This is a genomic window from Nocardia sp. NBC_00565 (assembly GCF_036345915.1).
Lineage (GTDB): Bacteria > Actinomycetota > Actinomycetes > Mycobacteriales > Mycobacteriaceae > Nocardia.
Map to the genome: position 1 here is coordinate 6,168,842 of NZ_CP107785.1, position 19,269 is coordinate 6,188,110.

The 19,269-nt window shown below is 66.2% G+C and carries 21 protein-coding genes and 1 riboswitch; of the genes, 10 read left to right on the plus strand and 11 right to left on the minus strand.

Annotated elements, in window-relative coordinates; genetic code table 11:
* Both OG874_RS28580 and OG874_RS28585 read left to right on the plus strand, forming a co-directional pair.
* Entirely contained in the window at positions 1–243 is a 243-nt protein-coding gene (locus OG874_RS28580; protein ID WP_330250195.1) for an exodeoxyribonuclease VII small subunit, read from the plus strand.
* Positions 240–698, plus strand: a complete 459-nt coding sequence (locus tag OG874_RS28585; RefSeq protein WP_330250196.1) for a VOC family protein — start codon at positions 240–242, stop codon at positions 696–698. The genes OG874_RS28580 and OG874_RS28585 overlap by 4 nt, the downstream gene beginning before the upstream one ends.
* 109 nt (positions 699–807) lie before the next feature.
* Here the strand turns inward: OG874_RS28585 and OG874_RS28590 are convergent, their stop codons facing one another.
* Complete coding sequence (locus OG874_RS28590; protein ID WP_330250197.1) at positions 808–1,374, minus strand: DUF4245 domain-containing protein; 567 nt, start codon at positions 1,372–1,374, stop codon at positions 808–810.
* Between the two features lie 120 nt (positions 1,375–1,494).
* Between OG874_RS28590 and glpX the strand changes: the two genes are divergently transcribed.
* Both glpX and OG874_RS28600 read left to right on the plus strand, forming a co-directional pair.
* Positions 1,495–2,538, plus strand: coding sequence for a class II fructose-bisphosphatase (gene glpX, locus OG874_RS28595; protein WP_330250198.1), 1,044 nt, complete (start codon positions 1,495–1,497; stop codon positions 2,536–2,538).
* 261 nt (positions 2,539–2,799) lie between these two features.
* Positions 2,800–4,206, plus strand: coding sequence for a class II fumarate hydratase (locus tag OG874_RS28600; protein ID WP_330250199.1), 1,407 nt, complete (start codon positions 2,800–2,802; stop codon positions 4,204–4,206).
* Positions 4,207–4,292: 86 nt separating this feature from the next.
* Here the strand turns inward: OG874_RS28600 and OG874_RS28605 are convergent, their stop codons facing one another.
* The 3 genes from OG874_RS28605 to OG874_RS28615 form a co-directional block, all read right to left on the minus strand.
* Positions 4,293–5,162, minus strand: coding sequence for an acyl-ACP desaturase (locus tag OG874_RS28605; protein ID WP_330250200.1), 870 nt, complete (start codon positions 5,160–5,162; stop codon positions 4,293–4,295).
* Between the two features lie 143 nt (positions 5,163–5,305).
* Entirely contained in the window at positions 5,306–5,845 is a 540-nt protein-coding gene (locus OG874_RS28610) for an LGFP repeat-containing protein (protein WP_330250201.1), read from the minus strand.
* A 199-nt stretch (positions 5,846–6,044) separates the two neighbouring features.
* Positions 6,045–7,439: a PhoH family protein gene (locus OG874_RS28615; RefSeq protein WP_330250202.1), complete on the minus strand. Its 1,395-nt coding sequence runs from the start codon at positions 7,437–7,439 to the stop codon at positions 6,045–6,047.
* A 303-nt stretch (positions 7,440–7,742) separates the two neighbouring features.
* Between OG874_RS28615 and OG874_RS28620 the strand changes: the two genes are divergently transcribed.
* On the plus strand, positions 7,743–8,015 hold the full coding sequence (locus tag OG874_RS28620; protein WP_330250203.1) for a hypothetical protein: 273 nt from the start codon (positions 7,743–7,745) through the stop codon (positions 8,013–8,015).
* 67 nt (positions 8,016–8,082) lie between these two features.
* On the opposite strand, the gene OG874_RS28625 is transcribed toward OG874_RS28620, so the two are convergent.
* Together OG874_RS28625 and OG874_RS28630 are read right to left on the minus strand one after the other, a co-directional pair.
* Entirely contained in the window at positions 8,083–8,502 is a 420-nt protein-coding gene (locus OG874_RS28625) for a limonene-1,2-epoxide hydrolase family protein (protein WP_330250204.1), read from the minus strand.
* 49 nt (positions 8,503–8,551) lie between these two features.
* A complete protein-coding gene (locus tag OG874_RS28630) occupies positions 8,552–9,301 on the minus strand; it encodes a TetR/AcrR family transcriptional regulator (RefSeq protein ID WP_330250205.1) in 750 nt (249 codons plus the stop codon).
* 112 nt (positions 9,302–9,413) lie between these two features.
* Here OG874_RS28630 and OG874_RS28635 point away from each other — a divergent pair, with 112 nt between their 5' ends.
* From OG874_RS28635 to OG874_RS28645, 3 genes are all read left to right on the plus strand, one after another.
* Entirely contained in the window at positions 9,414–10,607 is a 1,194-nt protein-coding gene (locus OG874_RS28635; RefSeq protein ID WP_330250206.1) for an FAD-dependent monooxygenase, read from the plus strand.
* A 133-nt stretch (positions 10,608–10,740) separates the two neighbouring features.
* The gene (locus OG874_RS28640) at positions 10,741–11,913 is read left to right on the plus strand and encodes a PPE domain-containing protein (RefSeq protein ID WP_330250207.1); all 1,173 of its coding nucleotides are present in this window, start codon (positions 10,741–10,743) and stop codon (positions 11,911–11,913) included.
* Positions 11,910–12,650 carry an ESX secretion-associated protein EspG gene (locus OG874_RS28645; protein ID WP_330250208.1) on the plus strand — a complete coding sequence of 247 codons (741 nt, stop codon included), beginning with the start codon at positions 11,910–11,912 and terminating at the stop codon, positions 12,648–12,650. The genes OG874_RS28640 and OG874_RS28645 overlap by 4 nt, the downstream gene beginning before the upstream one ends.
* A 123-nt stretch (positions 12,651–12,773) precedes the next feature.
* On the opposite strand, the gene glyA is transcribed toward OG874_RS28645, so the two are convergent.
* Both glyA and OG874_RS28655 read right to left on the minus strand, forming a co-directional pair.
* Entirely contained in the window at positions 12,774–14,069 is a 1,296-nt protein-coding gene (glyA, locus tag OG874_RS28650; protein WP_330250209.1) for a serine hydroxymethyltransferase, read from the minus strand.
* Positions 14,070–14,175: 106 nt separating this feature from the next.
* Positions 14,176–14,260: riboswitch (ZMP/ZTP riboswitch) on the minus strand.
* Between the two features lie 2 nt (positions 14,261–14,262).
* Positions 14,263–14,820, minus strand: coding sequence for a TetR/AcrR family transcriptional regulator (locus OG874_RS28655; protein WP_330250210.1), 558 nt, complete (start codon positions 14,818–14,820; stop codon positions 14,263–14,265).
* A 96-nt stretch (positions 14,821–14,916) separates the two neighbouring features.
* Here OG874_RS28655 and OG874_RS28660 point away from each other — a divergent pair, with 96 nt between their 5' ends.
* Positions 14,917–15,378 carry a PaaI family thioesterase gene (locus OG874_RS28660; protein ID WP_330250211.1) on the plus strand — a complete coding sequence of 154 codons (462 nt, stop codon included), beginning with the start codon at positions 14,917–14,919 and terminating at the stop codon, positions 15,376–15,378.
* A 78-nt stretch (positions 15,379–15,456) separates the two neighbouring features.
* On the opposite strand, the gene OG874_RS28665 is transcribed toward OG874_RS28660, so the two are convergent.
* Positions 15,457–16,653 carry a DUF885 domain-containing protein gene (locus tag OG874_RS28665; protein ID WP_330250212.1) on the minus strand — a complete coding sequence of 399 codons (1,197 nt, stop codon included), beginning with the start codon at positions 16,651–16,653 and terminating at the stop codon, positions 15,457–15,459.
* A 178-nt stretch (positions 16,654–16,831) separates the two neighbouring features.
* On the opposite strand from OG874_RS28665, the gene coaA reads away from it, so the two are divergent.
* The gene (coaA, locus tag OG874_RS28670) at positions 16,832–17,764 is read left to right on the plus strand and encodes a type I pantothenate kinase (RefSeq protein WP_330250213.1); all 933 of its coding nucleotides are present in this window, start codon (positions 16,832–16,834) and stop codon (positions 17,762–17,764) included.
* Here coaA and OG874_RS28675 read toward each other — a convergent pair.
* Positions 17,761–18,312, minus strand: a complete 552-nt coding sequence (locus OG874_RS28675; protein ID WP_330257461.1) for a hypothetical protein — start codon at positions 18,310–18,312, stop codon at positions 17,761–17,763. The two genes, coaA and OG874_RS28675, sit on opposite strands and share 4 nt — an antisense overlap.
* Positions 18,313–18,386: 74 nt before the next feature.
* Positions 18,387–19,175 carry an isoprenyl transferase gene (locus OG874_RS28680; protein WP_330250214.1) on the minus strand — a complete coding sequence of 263 codons (789 nt, stop codon included), beginning with the start codon at positions 19,173–19,175 and terminating at the stop codon, positions 18,387–18,389.
* Between the last annotated feature and the right edge of the window lie 94 nt (positions 19,176–19,269).

Genomic DNA, 19,269 nt, shown 5'->3' on the forward strand with positions numbered 1-19,269 from the left:
TTGGCCGACTCCGGCAAGGACGACGAACTGGCCGAGATCTCCACCTTCGGCTACGAACGCGCCCGCGACGAACTGGTCAACGTCGTGAAGATGCTCGAACAGGGCGGCCTCGACCTGGACGAATCCCTGGCACTGTGGGAACGCGGCGAGGCCCTGGCCACCCGCTGCGAGGAGCATCTGGCCGGCGCGCGCCAACGCGTCGAGAACGCGCTGTCGCGCACCGATCTGGAAGGCAGCGAATGACCATCCGCCGCGCCACCCCCGATATCCGCACCGATGACATGGCGGCCAGCCGCGAGTTCTACAAACGGCTCGGCTTCGACGAAGCGATGGACCTCGGCTGGGTCGTGACAATGGCATCCCCGGCTAACCCGACCGCCCAGGTCCTGCTGCTCGGCCCGGACGCCGAGCAGCCGCAACCGAATATGAGCGTCGAGGTCGAGGATGTCGACGCCGTGCACGCGGATATGGTCGCCGCCGGCGCCGACATCGTCTATCCACTGCGCGACGAGCAGTGGGGCGTACGTCGCTTCTTCGTCCGCGACCCAAGCGGCACCATCGTGAACGTGGTCAGTCACCGCGGACCAGGCGCGGACCCGCTTGCCGATGTGCGCCGCCGCATGGATCAGCGCTCTGTTGATACCGAGGGCCGCGCGAGCGCGGCGTTGCAGAAGTTGCGCGACGACGAACGCTACTGATGATCTGCGCGGACACACTGGACTGGAATCAGCCGACCTCACCGCATATGACAAACGACCCTGTGCCGCAGCCGATGCGGCCGGACTGAATTGCGTAGTGCCCCTCTGACTACGGCTTCAGCGGCTGGGCGGCCGCGATGGCGGCGGCGAGGGTGGTGAAGCCGGCGTGGTTGCCCGCGCCGGTGATGAGCACCCGGGACTGGCCGAAGTCGGCGATCCACGCCGTCTCGGAGCCCTGTTCGGCGTAGACGACCCACTTCTGGTCACCGACCTGCTCGGTGCCGGTGCCGTAGCGGGAGCCCAGTACGAAGCGGGACAACGCTTCCTCGGTCGCACTGCTCTGGCTCATCCGCAGGTAGGTGCCCTGCGGCGTGATGAAGCCGACTGTGCTGACCGGTCCGCCGCCAGTGCTGGTGATGGTGTCGCGGCTACCGGAGTTCGGCGTCCACCCCTCGGGCAGGCTCGGATTGCGGATCGGGAACGGCATCGACTTGGCGTCCACCGACAGCGCCGTGTTCACATCGAAGTGCGGAATCTGGCCTTGCGTCGGTCCCTTCGCGGCGAAGCTGCACTGGCTGGCGAGCCCGGCGAAGACCACGGCGATCAGCACCAACGGGATCAGCGACCAGAACAGATCCCGGTAGTCGTTGAGAATGCGTGGCTTTTGGTACGACACGCTCCCAGTATCCACGCCCGCCCAGTCGGGCTCGACCATAGGTGTCCGCAGTACCTGATCGAGAGCGGTGACGCTTCTGAGAGAATCACTGGTAGCAACGACCGTAGGAGGCACACCGTAATGACGGCATCTTCGCCCGCACCCAGCCGCCGTGAGGCACCCGACCGTAACCTCGCGCTCGAACTGGTCCGGGTCACCGAGGCCGGTGCGATGGCCGCGGGCCGCTGGGTCGGCCGCGGCGACAAGGAAGGCGGCGACGGCGCAGCCGTCGACGCCATACGGCAGCTGGTCAGCTCTGTTTCCATGCGCGGCATCGTGGTCATCGGTGAGGGCGAGAAGGATGAAGCGCCCATGCTCTACAACGGTGAACTGGTCGGCGACGGCACCGGTCCCGAGGTCGACTTCGCGGTCGATCCGGTCGACGGCACCACACTGATGTCGAAGGGTTCGCCCGGCGCCATCGCGGTGCTCGCGGTCGCCGATCGCGGCGCGATGTTCGATCCGTCCGCCGTGTTCTACATGGACAAGATCGCGGTCGGCCCGGAGGCCGCCGACGTGATCGATATCTCCGTACCGATCGGCGAGAACATCCGCCGAGTCGCCAAGGCCAAGGGTCTGTCGAAGTCCGATATCACCGTCTGCATCCTGGACCGCCCTCGGCACGCCGAGCTCATCCAGCAGGTGCGCGAGGCGGGTTCACGGATCCGGCTGATCGGTGACGGTGACGTAGCCGGTGCTATCGCGGCCGCGCGTCCCGACTCCGGCACCGACATCCTGGTCGGCATCGGCGGCACCCCCGAGGGCATCATCGCCGCCGCCGCGATGCGCTGTATGGGCGGCGAACTGCAGGCCAAGCTGGCGCCCAAGGACGACGAGGAGCGACAGAAGGCGATCGACGCGGGCCACGACCTGGATCGAGTGCTCAGCACCACGGACCTGGTCTCCGGCGACAACGTCTTCTTCTGCGCCACCGGCGTCACCGACGGCGACCTACTACGCGGCGTCCGCTACTACGGCGGCGGCGCCTCCACCCAGTCGATCGTGATGCGCTCCAAGTCGGGCACCGTCCGCATGATCGACGCCTACCACCGCCTCACCAAGCTGCGCGAATACTCCTCGGTCGACTTCATCGGCGACGAACACGCAGTCCCCCCACTCCCCTGATCCCAGCGGCAACCAAGATCCGACAAGACGCGCAGGCCCCCTGCGCGTCTTTTCTTTTGCCCGACACCGCCCTCCGTGCGCCCCACCTGGTGTGCGCCAACGGTTCCGGGCACACCGGGTTCGGGGCAGCGAATGTGGTGGGCCGAGGGTGGCGCGGCTCCGCGATGGTGCCGTGGCCGCTCGGTATTCCGGGGCCCTGTGTGCGAATCGCCTCAGGCGTGGCAGCCCCATGGGAGTCACCTCGGGCATAGGGTCGAAATCATGACGACCGAGGAGACGCAGTACCGCATCGAACACGACACCATGGGGGAAGTCCGTGTACCCGTGCACGCGTTGTGGCGGGCGCAGACCCAGCGGGCCGTGGAGAACTTTCCGATCAGCGGGCGCGGGCTGGAGCGGGCGCAGATTCGCGCGCTCGGCCTGCTGAAGGCCGCGTGTGCGAAGGTGAATCGGGATCTCGGACTGCTCGATCCGGCGAAGGCGGACGCGATCATCGCCGCCGCCAATGAGATCGCCGATGGCCTGCACGACGACCAGTTCCCGATCGATGTCTTCCAGACCGGCTCCGGCACCAGCTCGAATATGAACGCCAACGAGGTGATCGCCTCGATCGCCAAGGCGAACGGCCTGACCGTGCACCCGAACGACGACGTGAATATGTCGCAGTCGTCCAACGACACCTTCCCCACGGCAACCCATCTCGCCGCCACCGAGGGCGCGATCAAGGATCTGATCCCGGCGCTGGACCATCTGCGCCTGGCACTGCTGGATAAGTCGAGCGAGTGGCGCACCGTGGTGAAGTCCGGGCGCACCCACCTGATGGACGCCGTACCGGTGACCCTCGGCCAGGAGTTCGGCGGCTATACCCGCCAGGTCGCGGCGGGTATCGAACGCATCATGGCGACGCTCCCCCGGCTCGGCGAGCTGCCGATCGGCGGCACCGCGGTCGGCACGGGGCTCAACGCGCCCGACGGATTCGGCACGAAAGTCGTTGCCGAACTGGTCGAGTCGACCGGTATCGATGCACTGTCCGAGGCCACAGATCACTTCGAGGCGCAGGCCGCGCGCGACGGTCTGGTGGAGGCCTCCGGCGCGCTGCGCACAATCGCGGTGAGCCTCACCAAGATTGCCAACGACATTCGCTGGATGGGGTCGGGTCCGCTGACCGGACTCGGCGAACTCCAGTTGCCCGATCTGCAGCCCGGTAGTTCGATCATGCCCGGCAAAGTGAATCCGGTGCTGCCCGAGGCGGTCACCCAGGTTGCCGCGCAGGTGATCGGCAATGATGCGACTGTCGCCTTCTCCGGTGCGAGCGGGGCATTCGAGTTGAACGTCTACATCCCGGTGATGGCACGGAATCTGCTCGAGTCGATTCGCCTGCTGGCCAATGTCTCCCGGCTGTTCGCCGATAAGTGCATTCGAGGGTTGGTCGCGAACGAAGACCATTTGCGAACCCTGGCCGAATCCTCGCCGTCCATTGTGACTCCGCTGAACTCAGCTATCGGATATGAAGAGGCCGCCGCAGTCACCAAAGAGGCTTTGAAGCAGCGCAAGACAATTCGCCAGACGGTCATCGATCGCGGCCTTATCGACGAAAAGTTGACCGAGGCAGAACTCGACCGCCGACTCGACGTGCTGTCGATGGCGAAAGTACGAGACGAAAAGTAGCGAACAAGAGTCGAGCGTCACGTTGGGCCTCGCATACTGGCCCAACGTGACGCACGAGACCGTTTCGCGCGGTTATTTCAACCGCATCAGGCGTGCGACGAGGTCCGCAGCCGCGCAAGCTCCGCGCGGGCCTTCTCACCCACTTCGCCGATATCGGTTCGAGTGAAGAACTCCCACCGTTCCAGCAGCGGAGTGAAGACCAACTCGCCCTCCTTGGCGCCGTCGTAGATGCCCGCCTCGGCCAGCACCTCGTCACTGCTGCGCCCATCAGGCAGCGCAACCGTTGGCACGTGGAAGCTCGCCACGCTGTCGGCGATGGCGCGCATCGTCTGATCCGGCGCGATGCCGAACGCCGCGGTGATCAGCTCCGCGAAGAAGATCGACTGCAGCTCATCGTCGACCGCGATGCGCTCGGCGATGGCGGTGACCATCTTGTTCTCCCCGAGCGCGGCGGTGTTGCGATGCCGGATCGCGGCGGCCGCCTCCTCGAACGCACAGGTGGCCAGCAGGTCGAGCAGGTGCAGTGCGGGCCGCCGGAAGCCCTTGGTCATATGTTCCATGCGCAGCCGCTCCAACTGCACCGGATCGACCGATCGGGTGACCATGAGGTAGTTGCGAATCATGATCTCGTGCCGGTTCTCCTCGGCCGTCCACCGGCCGACCCAGCGCCACCACGATCCCGTGCGCAGGTACTTGCCGATCTCGCGGTGATACGAGGGCAGGTTGTCCGCGATGAGCACACTGACCGTCAGCGCCAGCTTGGCGGTTTCACTCAGCTCGGATTGCTCCGGCTCCCAATCGACTCCGCCGAGGAAGCCGAAATTACGGCCGTCGTCCCACGGCACGTAATCGTGCGGCTGCCAGCCGTCGGCCGCGGCGATATGGCGCCCGAGGTTCAGTTCCACCTCGTCCGCGAGGGCCGCGAGCAGTTCGCGGTCGGTCAAGAGAGTTTGCACTAGCACAACCTAGCGGCCGGGCCCGCGATGCGGGGATCTACGGATAGGAACGGTATCGGCGTCCGAGCGTACAAGCGCTGGCCCTTTCGAGCGAGCCGCCCGCATTCACCAGCGGTGAGCGCGCCCGGACGCCGTGCCACGGGTCAGGACTTCGGCGTGACGGTCGTATTGCCGTCCACCCAGGTGATGGTGCCGCTGGCGAAATCGCTCTGCTTGCCGCCAGGGATGTCCTTCTCGTCACCGGTCGGGTAGCCGAGCTGGCCACCGGGGCCGCCGTTGTCTTCCCACGCCTTGCGGATTTCGCCCCAGACGATGTGCGCGCCGGTGTCCCTGCTCCAGACGATCGCGCCGCCGGTGAAGTCCTGCCACCTGCCATCGCTCGGGCCGTCCTCCTGCTCCTTCAGCGGAGCGCCGAGCGGACCGGTCGGACCGCCGGACTGTACGTACTTGTCGAAGATCGTGCCGGTGACGGCGATTTCGCCGCCCTGGGTGGCGATCTTCGTTTCTCCCGCCGCGCCGGACATATGCTCCTCGCCGTGGCCGACGGCCGCCGAGGTGGTCGTCATGGACGCGGCGGAATTCGTGTCCTTGTCGTCGTCCTTGCTGCAGCCCGCGGCCAGCAGCAGTGCCGCGGCCGCGATGACCGCGCTGAATCCAGCCGTTCGTCGAGCGAAGTGGTGCATTTCCATCCTCTCGAAAGTGGCTACCGATGCCAGCGCGGACGCGGTGACATCGCGGGTAGCCTAGGCCGATGCCCGGCAACGGCCCGGCGAATCCGCATAAGACTCGCCGGGCCGGTGCTGAACAGGTATCACGCGGATATTACCCGCTCGATTGTGAGGTGAAACACACGCTGGACGGTTGCTCTACTCGAGTGCCCGGCTACGCGCTCGGGCCGTACTCCTCCAACATCTCGGTCACCAGCGCCGCGATCGGCGACCGTTCGCTACGGGTCAGCGTGATGTGCGCGAAAAGCGGGTGTCCCTTGAGCTTTTCGATCACTGCGGCGACACCGTCGTGGCGGCCGACCCGCAAGTTGTCGCGCTGGGCCACATCGTGAGTGAGTACCACCCGCGATCCGGTGCCGAGTCGGCTCAACACCGTCAACAGCACATTGCGTTCCAGCGACTGCGCCTCGTCCACGATTACGAACGAATCGTGCAGCGAGCGACCGCGAATGTGGGTGAGCGGCAAGACCTCCAACATATCGCGGGCGAGCACCTCCTCCATCACCTCGCGACTGGCCAGCCCGTCGAGGGTATCGAAGACCGCCTGCGCCCAGGGGCCCATCTTCTCGCTCTCCGAACCGGGTAGATAGCCGAGATCCTGACCACCGACCGCGTACAGCGGACGGAACACCACCACCTTGCGTTGCGTGCGGCGCTCCAGCACCGCTTCCAAACCCGCCGTCAGCGCCAGCGCGGACTTACCGGTACCGGCCCGGCCGCCGAGCGAGACGATGCCGATGCTCTCGTCCAGCAGCAGATCCAGGGCGATGCGCTGTTCGGCCGAGCGGCCGTGCAGCCCGAACGCCTCGCGCTCACGAACCAGCTGCACCCGCTTGTCCGGGGTGACCCGCCCGAGCGCACTGGAGCTGGCGCCGAGCAACCGGATCCCGGTGTGGCACGGCAGTTCCCGCGCCTCGTCCAGATCGATCACGCTCTCGGTGTAGAGCTGATCGATCTGGCCTTTGGAGACATCGATCTCCGCCATTCCGGCCCAGCCGGAGGTCACCACGTCCTGGGCGTGGTATTCGTCGGCGTGCAAACCCACCGCACTCGCCTTGACGCGCAAGGGAATGTCCTTGGACACGAGCACCACCTCGCGGCCCTCGGCCGCCAGGTTGAGCGCACAGGCCAGGATGCGGGAGTCATTGGTGTCGGTGCGGAATCCGACCGGAAGTACCGCGGGGTCGGTGTGGTTGAGTTCCACCTGCAACGTTCCGCCCTCGGTGCCGATGGGCACCTGCTGATCCAGCCTGCCGTGCTGCAGGCGAAGATCATCGAGGTTGCGCAGCGCTTCGCGTGCGAACCAGCCCAGTTCATGGTGGTGGCGTTTGCCTTCGAGTTCGCTGATCACGACCAGCGGTAATACGACATCGTTTTCGCCGAACCTGGTGAAAGCCCAGGGATCGGACAATAGAACCGAGGTGTCGATAACGAAGGATTTCGCACCGGAATTCTGGGAATGCGAGGGGCGGGCCCCCTTCGCGGCGGCTTCGCCTTTCGCGGAGCTGGAGTGCGCCGAGGGAGCGGGAACGGAGCGTGCAGCAGTCACGGTGGGCTCCTTTGTGTTCGCGCGGCACCCGCACGAACGATCTCGCTGGACCGGTCCGTCCTGATGGAATCCGACTTGCGTCAGATGCCACGAGGGCCGGGTGCCGGCCCTCTCGTACTGAGTAGCTCAGTCACGGTTCAGGACCTCCCGTACGAGCCACACCGACGCGGCCCGCACCACCGACGCTACCGCCGACTGCCCGGTCTCCGCTCGGGCACAGGTAGGCGTGTCCGTGAATTTGTCGTTAACCCCTGCTTCGGACAACGGATGGATCCGCGCCGCGCAACGGATAGAGTCGCTGACATGGCCAGTATCGAGGAGTTGGAGCAACTGTCGTCCAAGGAGTTGCACGAGCGCGCGGTGAAGCAGGCCGTGCGCCACGGGGATCTGAAGTTTCTGTGGCGGCTGGCCGAACGGATCCCGGTGGCGGAGGTTCAGGCCGGGGATCTGGGCGAGAGCGAAGCCGATATCAAGAACGTGGTGCTGCTGATCGACGACTACATCCACGCCGGCGACGGCAGGCTCGCCGAAGCGCTGCGCCCCTTCTACATCGAGTATCTGACCAAGCGCGGCTGACGGATTCACCGAGGCCGGTCGCCTGGCGACTCCGGGGTGCTACCCACTCGACCAGCGCCGATGCGCCTCAGTTGCCGGGCAGTACCGCGCGGACCAGTCCGACGACCGTGCCGCGCAGGAAGTTCTCCCAGCTGAAGTGGTCGTCCCACAGGATGATTCGGCCGTCGCGCAGTTCGAAGGTGCCGCAGACCCAGAAGCTGATCCGCAACGGGCCGACGCGCAGGATGTCGGTGCGGTCGGTCAGCACGATGTCGCCGTCGGCCGCGATGTGATGCATCTCGGCCGCGAAACCGATGCTGTCCCGATTCATGCCGCGCAGAATCTTGCGGGTCAGACCGCCGCCGACCGTGGGCAGCGAGGTGTTCTTCCAGACGACCTCGGGGTGCAGGAGGTCGATGGCCTCCTCCACGGCACCGAGTTCCAGCGCGGCGAAGAACTCCCGCACCGTGGTGATCGCTTCCTGTTTCAGCTCGAGTTCCTCGGTCATGCTCCGAGCGTAGGCCGTCGCCGTAGCGCTCGACAGTGCCCACCGAACCTCACCGCGATTCGCCGCGGCGCTGATCGATGAGCACGGCCAGGCCGTCGAGCACACGAGCGATACCGAAGTTCAACGCGTCGTCGGGTCCTCCGGCGAACGGCGGTTCGGATGTCGCGGACGCCTCCTCGGCGAAGGCCGCGACGACCTCGGGATAGCGGTCGCCCGCCGCAGTCATCATCTCGGCGAACTGTGCGTTGAACTGCACGGACGTATCGCCTCCTGCGGAGCTGACCTGCTGGGCCAGGCTGCGAACGTGCCCGTTGAGCAGCACGATGGTGTCCAGCCGCTCGGATCCGTTCAGTCCGGTGTCCTTGAGCGCCACCAGCGCGGCCTCCGTCCACCCCATCTCATTGGGCCCGATGGGGCGCAGTCCGGTGGTGAGTTCGATCGCCCAGGGATGGGCGGTGTAGCGCTCGAAAATCGTCTGGGCCCAGCGGCGCAGCGTGCCGCGCCACTGTTCTTCGGACGAATCCGGCGGCGCGGCATCCATATCCGGCGGCGCCCCCATGGCCGTGTCGAACATCAGCGCCGTGAGCTGTTCCTTGCCGGGCACATAGCGGTACAGCGACATCTTGGTGAAGCCGAGGCGTTCGGCCAGGCGCTGCATGGACAGATTCGCCAGGCCTTCGGCGTCGGCGAGGGCAATGGCCGCGCCGACGATCCCCTCCAGTGAGAGCGCGGGCTTGGGCCCGCGCTTGGGCCGCTGCTGGGTGCCCCAGAGCAGCTCGACGGTGGTCGGTGACGGCATCTCCACATCCTTCCGGAAAGCGCGTTGACAAGTAACTGTGTCTACCATACTCTAATTCGTGTCCAGCAGATACAGATTCCATCGGACGCAGATACTGACATCAGGAGACATCATGCGTAACAAGTCCGTTCTCATCTCCGGCGCGAGCATCGCGGGCCCCGCCCTCGCCTACTGGCTGAATCGCTACGGGTTCGATGTCACCGTGGTCGAGCGCGCCTCGTCGCTGCGGCCCGGCGGCCAGGCCGTCGACTTCACCGGCGAAACGCACCGCAAGGTGCTGGCGGGCATGGGCATCCTGGACGACATCTACGCGCATCGGACCGGCACGACCGATATCGCGATCGTCGACGGCACAGGTGCGCGGCAGGCGATGATCTCCGGCGATTTCACCGGCGGCGACGTGGAGATCCTGCGCGGCGATCTGGCTCGGATCATGTACGAAAAGACCTGCCGGGACTGCGAATACATCTTCGGCGACTCGATCAGCGCACTGACCGAAACCGATGACGGCGTGTGGGTCGAATTCGAGAAGGGCGCGCCACGCGGCTTCGATCTGGTCTTCGGCGCCGACGGAATCCATTCGCGGGTCCGGCGTTTGGCGTTCGGACCGGAACAGGACTTCGTCAAGCACCTCGGCCACTACTACTGCGTCGCGGGTGCTAGTCCGTGGGCGACGAAGTCCGCGGGCACTCCCGAGCGGATGACGGCCTACGGCTACAACGAGCCGGGCAAATGCGTCATCACCGGCGGCTCGAAGGCACAGCAGCTCTACATCTTCGCCTCGCCCGAACTCGATTACGCCCGCGACGATGCCCAGGCGCAGCGGCGCATCGTCAAGGAGACCTTCGCCGACGTCGGCTGGGAGGCGTCGCGCATGCTCGCCGAAATGGACGATTTCGACGACTTCTTCCTGGACTCGATCAGCATGGTGCGCAAGATGAAGAGCTACAGCCGTGGCCGGATCGCGCTGGTCGGCGACTCGGGCTACGGAAACACCCTGGGCGGCTTCGGCACCGGGCTCGCGGTGCAGGGCGCCTACATCATCGCCGGTGAACTCACGCTCGCCGATGGTGACTACCCGGCGGCCTTCGCCCGCTACGACGAGCGCATGCGCGCCCTCACCAAACTCGCGGACTACAGCAACGCCGGGCGCTTCTTCGCGCCGAAGACCGCGCTCGGCATCAAGTTCCGCAACTGGTTCCTGCACTCGTGGATGTTCGACATGACGGTGAAAATGACCGAGAACGTCAAGACCATCGAACTGCCGGACTACCCGGCGCTGGTCGCGGCGGCCGATGCGAACTGACACCGGCTCCACCCCGGCTATCCGCGGACGGATGGTCTGGCGCGGCGAGATCGGCTGTGTTTCGATGGAACCGGGGTGGGGTCGGGTGCGTCTATAAGGTCAGACGGCACTGACGGAAGGGGCTGGGTCGGCCATGACAGCACAGACGGACGGCCGCGTGATCACCGATCCCGAGAACGCGCAGAACTTTTCACACGCGGAGATCAAACAGGCGGCCGACCAGATGAATCCGGACGGACTGGACGGTGCGTTCGATGCCTGGTCGGCCATCGCGGCGGCGGTGACCAAGGCGGGGCAGCAGTTCGAAACCGCGATTCAGCAGGCGGTGGACCAACATTGGGAAGGCGCCGCGGCGGACCAGGCGGTGCGCGGCATCCGGGATTACGCCACGCGGGTGGGTGAGCTGGGCGAGTCACTGGATCAGCAGTCGACGCCGCTATCGGCGGCCGCGAGTGCCGCGGGGCGGTTCAAGGTGGCGGTGCCGCCGGTGGTGGAGACGTCGAGCAATCCACGCGGGCCGGAGCTGCGGAATACGCAGGAGGAGCAGGCTCGCGATGATATGAGCACGCTGTATATCCAGCCGTATGGGAGTACGGCGCCGGCGATTCCGACGTTGCCGCCGCCGGTCGATCCGATTTCTGTGCCGTCGGGGGTCGGGACTTCGCCGAGCGATACCGCGGTCGGGACCGGGCCGAGTAAGAGCGAGGACTCGGGCAAGGCGACCGAACCGGGTAAGAGCGAAGAGTCGAGTAAGACCGAGGACGCGGGGAAGGCACCGGACGCTGGGCAGACGGACGAGACCGGTAAGAGCGAAGCTGTTGCTCCACAGTCCGTTTCGCCGACGCAGAACAGCTCGTCGACTACACCGGCCTCGTCTACGCACAGCTCGACGACGTCGACCGTTCCCTCGACCGGCTCGCCGCCGACCTCGGTCACCACTGTCACACCGGCTGGGATCACGCCGGGGACATCGAGCCGTCCCGGAACCTCCCCGAGTCTCGGCGGGACGCCTGGTGGTGGCGGGTCGACACCAGGTAATGGAGGGACGACACCCAGCCCTGGGAAGTCGGTGCAGGGCACCACGCCGGGGGCGGCCACTTCGACGCAACCCGCGAGCGGCACACCGAGTCGGGTGGGCGCGGCGGGTGCCTCGGGATACTCCGGGATGCTTCCGCCAGGGGCACGTGCGCGGCGCGGGGCGGACGGCGAGCACAAATCGGCGACCTACCTGCGCACCGAGGAACATGGCGAGGAGCTCATCGGCGAGGTGGACAAGACCGTACCGCCTGTTCTCGGGGCCCAATGATGGCGCAGTGGGCCTTGTCCGCCGAGCAATTCGCGGCGGCCTGGTTCGGCACCGGTCTGGACCGCATGCCCTTTCCGTTTCGCTTCACCAGCCGCTTTCCCGGACTCCACGAATACCACGCCTATCAGCAGAAATTCCGCTCCGAACTGGCCCGCGAGGACCATGCGCCGCTGCAGCGTGCCCTACAGGTGCTCGCCCGACCCGAATGGCGCATCGAACTATTCGGCATCGACAACACGCGCGGTGCGGTCGAGATGCGTGCCATCGCCTGCGCCACCCGCAGTGGACCCGGCGTCATCGCGTTGCAATCGGCCGCACCCGACGGCGGCAAAGTGCGCCTGCGCCGCGTCCGCATAGACCAACTCGCCACCGAACTGGTCCGTCTGCTCCCGGACCCGCCGCCGGGCATCGCCGCCGAAAAGAGCTATCTACTCGACGATCTCAACGACGACCGCCCCGACCCCTTCGGCAACGCCCCCTCCCGCGCCATCCAGGACCGCTACCGCCGCTTCTGGCGCCAACCCTGCGATACCAGCGGCACCGCAACCGTCCTGGTCGGCCCCCGCAACGCCGAACCACTGCGCACCGGAAAGCTGCGCTGGATAGACACCAAGGACGGCCGCTACTGCGAGGTCCCCGCCAACCGAGCGCTGATGATCCGCCCCGCCACCACCGCCGATATCACCCGATATCTGGATGACTCCATCGTCCGCGCGAAAGCCCGCATCGACCAGTAGGTTTGCGCGCGGAGCTGACGATCTCAACGCATCCCGCCGGCCGACCGCACGAGCACACGAAATCGCCTGGGATTCCAGCCGGATGGCGTTGGATTCCCAGGCGATTTCCGAGATCTGATGAGATCAGCCGAGCAGACGCCAGTCCTCGAGGCCCTCGTAGAGCGGGAGGTCTTGGGCAAGCTTGCTGACCCGGGCACGCAGCGCGTCGATGTCGGAGCCGCCGGCCAGGGCGGTGGCGATGATGTCGGCGACCTCGGTGAACTCGGCATCGCCGAAGCCACGGGTGGCCAGTGCGGCGGTGCCGATGCGCAAACCGGAGGTGACCATCGGCGGACGCGGGTCGAACGGAACGGCGTTGCGGTTCACTGTGATTCCGGTCTCGTGCAGCAGATCCTCGCCCTGCTGGCCGTCGAGTTCGGAGTTGCGCAGATCGACCAGCACCAGGTGCACATCGGTGCCGCCGGTGAGGACGCTGATGCCCTTGTCCTTGACGTCGGCGCCGCCGAGACGCTCGGCCAGGATCTTCGCACCGGAGAGGGTGCGCTCCTGCCGCTCGCGGAATTCGGCGCCCGCCGCGATCTTGAACGCGACAGCCTTGGCGGCGATCACATGCATCAGCGGGCCGCCCTGCTGCCCCGGGAACACCGAACTGTTGAGCTTCTTCGCGAACTCCTGCTTGGCCAGGATCAGACCTGAGCGCGGACCACCGAGGGTCTTGTGCACGGTCGAGGACACCACGTCGGCGTAGGGCACCGGTGAGGGATGCAGACCGGCCGCGACCAGACCGGCGAAGTGCGCCATATCGACCCACAGCTTCGCGCCCACCTCGTCGGCGATCTCGCGGAACGCGGCGAAGTCCTGATGCCGCGGGTAGGCCGACCAACCGGCGACGATCACCTTCGGACGCGCGGCGAGCGCGGTCTCGCGCAGCTCGTCCATATCGATGCGGTGGTCTTCCTTGCTGACCCCGTAGGAGTGCACCTCGTAGAGCTTGCCGGAGAAGTTCAGCCGCATACCGTGGGTGAGGTGACCGCCGTGCGCGAGGTCGAGGCCGAGCAGTTTGTCGCCCGGCTCCATCAGCGCCATGAGCACCGCGGCGTTGGCCTGTGCGCCGGAATGCGGCTGCACATTGGCGAATTCGGCGCCGAAGAGTTCCTTGGCACGATCACGGGCGAGGGTCTCGACGACGTCGACGTGCTCGCAGCCACCGTAGTAGCGACGCCCCGGGTAGCCCTCGGCGTACTTGTTGGTGAGCACGCTGCCCTGAGCCTGCAGCACCGCGCGCGGCACGAAGTTCTCCGAGGCGATCATCTCGAGGGTGTCGCGTTCGCGGGCGAGTTCGCCTGCCATCGCGGCAGCGACCTCCGGATCGAGCTCACCGAGGGATTGGGTATTGACAGAGGCGGTCGTCTGCGTCACCCGATCGAGTCTATTGGCCGTCGGCGCAGCGCCGATCAGGGGGTTCTGTGTCTCGGTATGCATCGCAACCTCCGTGGCCCCGGGGGTGCGCACCCCAAGGCCCTAGGCCCGGCACCCAGGCGCGCGGTGCGGGGCGAGGGTGCTTCCCGGTGGTTGCTTCCACCTCGAGTGCGCCAGTCGCGGTCCTGTCATCTTATCCAGAGCGCAGCAGCGGAACGAGATTCGCCACCACATCCTCGAGCGGCTGCGTGGATTTCATGGCCCGCGCCTGCACGATCGCGCCTTCCAGCGCACTGATCGTGAAGCCCGCCAGCGAGCGCGCGCGTTCGGGGGCGATCCCGTCGGCCGCCAAGGCCGCCGCAAGCCGGTCGGTCCAGTCGGTGAAGACGGCGCCCGCGGCCGCCTGCACCCGCGGTTCGGATTCGGCGAGGGCGGCGCCGACGACCGGACAACCCGCGGTGAACGAGGTCTTTTCCAGCGCGTGCCGCCACCAGCCGACGAGTTCGGCGATCCACTGCTCGGCCGGTCCGGAACCGGTGATCCGGTCGATCACCCCGGCCAGGCGTGCGCCCGCCGTCGTGGTCGCGGTCTCGACCAGCTCACTCTTGCCGGACGGAAAGTGCTGGTAGAGCGAATTGCGGGAGGCGTGACTGCGCTCGAGCAGGGCGGCGAGCCCGGCGGCATGCACACCCTGTTCACGTATCAGCTCGATGGCGCTCTCGATCAGCCGGTCGCGCGGACCCACGGTCATCGACGGCCTCCCTGCCCGATAGTTGCGTGAACCGATCGGTCCATGCTCCAATCATGACAGATGTGGACCGATCGGTTCACCGAAAGGACGGAACTCATGAGTTCGCCAACCTCGGCCGAGCCGGTCGACCTTGCGCAACTGTCCGGACTCGAACTGCTGCGCACCGCGATGACTACGAAATCGCGCCCGCCGTTCATCGGCGATCTGCTCGGTATGGAGGTCGATCTGCTCGAACACGGCAACGTTGTCTTCGGGCTGGCGACCCGCCCCGATTTCGCCAATCCGCTCGGCACCACGCACGGCGGCATCTGCGCGACGCTGCTCGATTCGGTGATGGGCTGCGCGGTGCACACCACCCTCGACGCCGGTGTCGGCTACACCACGCTGGAACTGAAGATCAACTACATCCGGGCGGTGCCGACCGACGGTCGTCGCCTCACCGCGACCGGCACCACCATCCATGTCGGGCGCACCACCGCCACCGCCGAGGGCCGCGTCGTCGACGACCAGGGACGACTGGTCGCGCACGCCACCACCACCTGCGTCATCTTCCGCTGACGAAGTTCATCAGCAAAGCGCTGGAATCCGACCCGATCTCGGTGCGGATCGCCAGCGTGTGAGTGATCCAGCGGCGGGTCACATGGTGCGGACCGCGCCGGGGGTGAGGGGTTCGTCGAGGAGGCGACGGAAGCGGTCGGCGCGATCATCGGCGTCCACCGCGCGGTCCAGCCAGCCGCCGAGCAGGCGGTAGCCCTCGACGTAGGTGCTGATGTAAGCGCGCCACAGCGGCGAGGAGAGGAACCGCAACGACTGACGTGCGCGTTCCTGCGTGGTCAGACCCCAGCGCTGCAGGAATCCGGCCACCTCGTCCGCGTCGCGATGCTGATCGTGCAACAGCAGCGCGGCATCCTGCCTGACCCCGAGCAGTTTTGCGGAGGCGTTCGAAAGCTGTTCGGCGCGTTCACCTTCGAAGCGCAACCCGAGATCGGCGTAGATCTCCTGCGCCCACTTGCCCCAGCCGGGTCCGACGATCGAGCGCAGCGCCAGATCCGCCAGCCCCTCCGCCATCAGGCACTGCGGCGTATTCACCAGGAACAGCGTCTGCTCGGCCTGCCCGGCCGCGACCAGCCCGGCCTCCTTGCGGCAGTGCTCGGTGTGATGCCCCGGGTAGGACTCGTGCGCGATGAGGGTGGGCAGCTGCGCCATATGTTGTTTGAGGTCGGAGTTGATCGCCACCCGGGAGTGGTAGTTGCCCAGGTAGTAGTTGAAGCCGGACCACGGCTTGTCCCCCACCACCTCATAGGTGACGTGCTCGTGGTCGGGCAGTGGATAATGCTCGCGCACCAGTTCGCGCAGCGCACTCGAGAATGCCTCGACGCAGACGCTCAATCGCTCCGGCGGAACCTCATCGGCCTTGCGGAACGCGGTCACCCGCTCGTCGAGCGGTCCGTCGCCGGTGAGCACCTCGTCCATCTGCCGGTGCGCCTCGCGGTAGTCCTCGACATCGCCGGGCGCGATCTCGACATCGAAGTACGCGCGCACCTCGTCGACGAATCCGATGTCGTCCCCGGCGAACTTGCGCCCGGAGCATTCCAGCGCGCGCAGATGCGCGTCGAGGAATTCCGACCGCCGCGGCGCCAACCCGGCTGCTGGCAGTTCCGCGCGCAACGACGCCGCCCGGCGCGCCAACTCGCGCGGCTGCGGGACCGGTGCGTTGTCCACCTCGCGACGCAGCGCCGGATCGCCGGTATAGGCGTCGACGAAACCTTCCTCGAGCCGGTCGAATGCCAAGCCGAGTCGCAGATACTCGGTCACGAGGGGATGCGCTTCCATGCCCGCCGACATTAGCCGGTAGCGGCCTCGGCATCGACTGGTTACCAACCGGTAGCAGCACCCCCGTGTTCCCACCGATGGTGACGCAGAGCAGAATCCGGCTATGCGAGAGCTAGACCGAATCTCACACAGTCGGCGCGTGACGTATGCGTGTTTGCCTGAGCGGAGTGTCGGGTAAGTGGCACGAATGGGTGAGCCGAGTCCCTATGTGGAATTCGACCGGAAACAGTGGCGCACGCTGCGTAAGTCGACTCCGCTGGTGCTCACCGAGGAAGAACTCATCGGTCTTCGCGGCCTCGGCGAACAGATCGATCTGGAAGAGGTCGCCGAGGTCTACCTCCCGCTCGCTCGGCTCATTCACCTGCAGGTCGCCGCACGTCAACGGCTGTTCGCCGCGACCGCGACCTTTCTCGGGGAGAAGCATCCCGATCAGCAGGTGCCATTCGTGATCGGTGTCGCAGGCAGTGTCGCGGTCGGAAAATCGACGACCGCGCGCGTACTGCAAGCGTTGCTCGCACGGTGGGATCACCATCCGCGTGTGGATTTGGTCACAACCGACGGATTCCTTTATCCCACCACGGAACTGACCCGGCGCGGCATCATGCACCGCAAGGGTTTTCCGGAAAGCTATGACCGCCGCAAACTTCTGCGCTTCGTCACCGAGGTGAAATCCGGTGCGGCCGAAGTATGCGCGCCGGTGTATTCGCATATCTCCTACGACATCGTGCCGGGCAAGTTCCACTGCGTGACTCAGCCCGACATTCTCATCGTGGAAGGTCTCAATGTGTTGCAGACCGGTCCGCGGTTGATGGTCTCGGACCTGTTCGACTTCTCGATCTACGTCGACGCCCGCATCGAGGACATCGAGAAGTGGTATGTGCAACGGTTTCTCACGCTGCGCGAGACCGCGTTCGCCGACCCGAACGCGCATTTCCACCACTACGCCGGTTTCACCGACGAGCAAGCGACGGCCACCGCGCAGGAGATCTGGAACTCCACCAACCGGCCCAATCTGGTGGACAACATTCTGCCCACCCGCCCGCGCGCGACGCTGGTGTTGCGCAAGGACGCCGACCACACCATCAACCGCCTGCGGCTGCGCAAGCTCTAGAGCTTCCAGGCCGCGTCGAGGCGGGCCCCGACGTCGATATCGCGTACGGCGGCGATATGCGGTTTGCGGATTTCGGCGGCGATGTAGCGCGCCACGAACCGCCGGATCTCATGGTCGACGCTGGCGAGGATGCGTAGGAGTTGACCCCGCTTAGTCGCGATGGCCACGTTGACGCGGACATCGCTCGGGCGCGGCTCAGTGATATCGATAACAACCCGCAGCGGCTCGGCGGTACGGACCGTCAGGTGCAGGTGCACGTTGCCGTCGACGTGGAAGCGATGCCGATCGACAGCGAGGTCGAGCAGCAGATCGACATCGAGCGGAATGATCAACTCGAAGGAGATGACGTCGTCGACATACCGGAGCAGCTTCGGCTCACCTAGTCGTACCTGCGCGGCGACCTTCGCCAGCCTGCCGGGCCCGACGCCGATCGGGCCGAAATCGAAGGCGGCACCGGTCAACTGGGCGAAGGCGCCGGAAATGCGCTGCTCCGAGGCCGCGTACTCCAGGAAACGCCTGCCGAATTCCTCGTAGCCGATGTAGGCCATCGGCCCATCCCCCTTCGGCGCGGGCACAGCATTCGACTCGTCCACAAACCGGACGGTACGCGAATGCCGTTGCGTCAAACGCCGAAACGGCGATGCCTGGCGGCGAAGTCGCGCAACGCGCGCAGGAAGTCCACCCGCCGGAACTCCGGCCAGTACGCCTCGGTGAACCATATCTCCGAGTATGCGCTCTGCCACAGCAGGAATCCGGAAAGCCGCTGCTCACCGGAGGTTCGAATGACCAGATCCGGATCCGGCTGGCCGGAGGTGTACAGGTGCTGGCCGATGGAGTTCACCGTGATCGACTGAACCAGATCCTCACCGGTCTCCCCCGCCGCCATCTCCTGGCGGACCAGCTTGCGGGCCGCGTCCGCGATCTCCTGCCGACCGCCGTAGCCGACCGCCACGTTGATATGTACGCCGTCACGTCCGCTGGTGCGCTCGGCCGCGGTGCGCAACCGCTTGGCGACCAACTCCGGAAACCCGTCGAGCGAGCCGACGATGCGCACGCTCCAGTTCTGTTCCGGCGCGGAAAGTTCCTCGACCACGTCGGTGATCACCTCGAACAGGGTCTCCAGTTCGTCGGGATCGCGCTGCAGGTTCTCGGTGGAGAGCAGATATACGGTCACCATCTCGATACCCTCGTCGGCGCACCAGCCGACGAGTTCGGCGATCTTGAGCGCACCGACCCGATGGCCATGGCTCACATCGGTGAAACCGTTCTCCCTGGCCCAGCGCCGATTACCATCGCACATCACCGCGACGTGCCGGGGATGTTGTTTACCGGCCAGCTGCTTGGACAGCCGGGCCTCGTAGATGCGGTATGGCAATCCACGCACCTGACTCGGAAGCTCCACGGCGACCAACCCTACGCCTCAGCGGCACGATCCCGGCACCGGCCGCATATCCGGGTACAGTGGCTGACGATCACCAACTTACGGTACCGTAGGTTACTGGTTG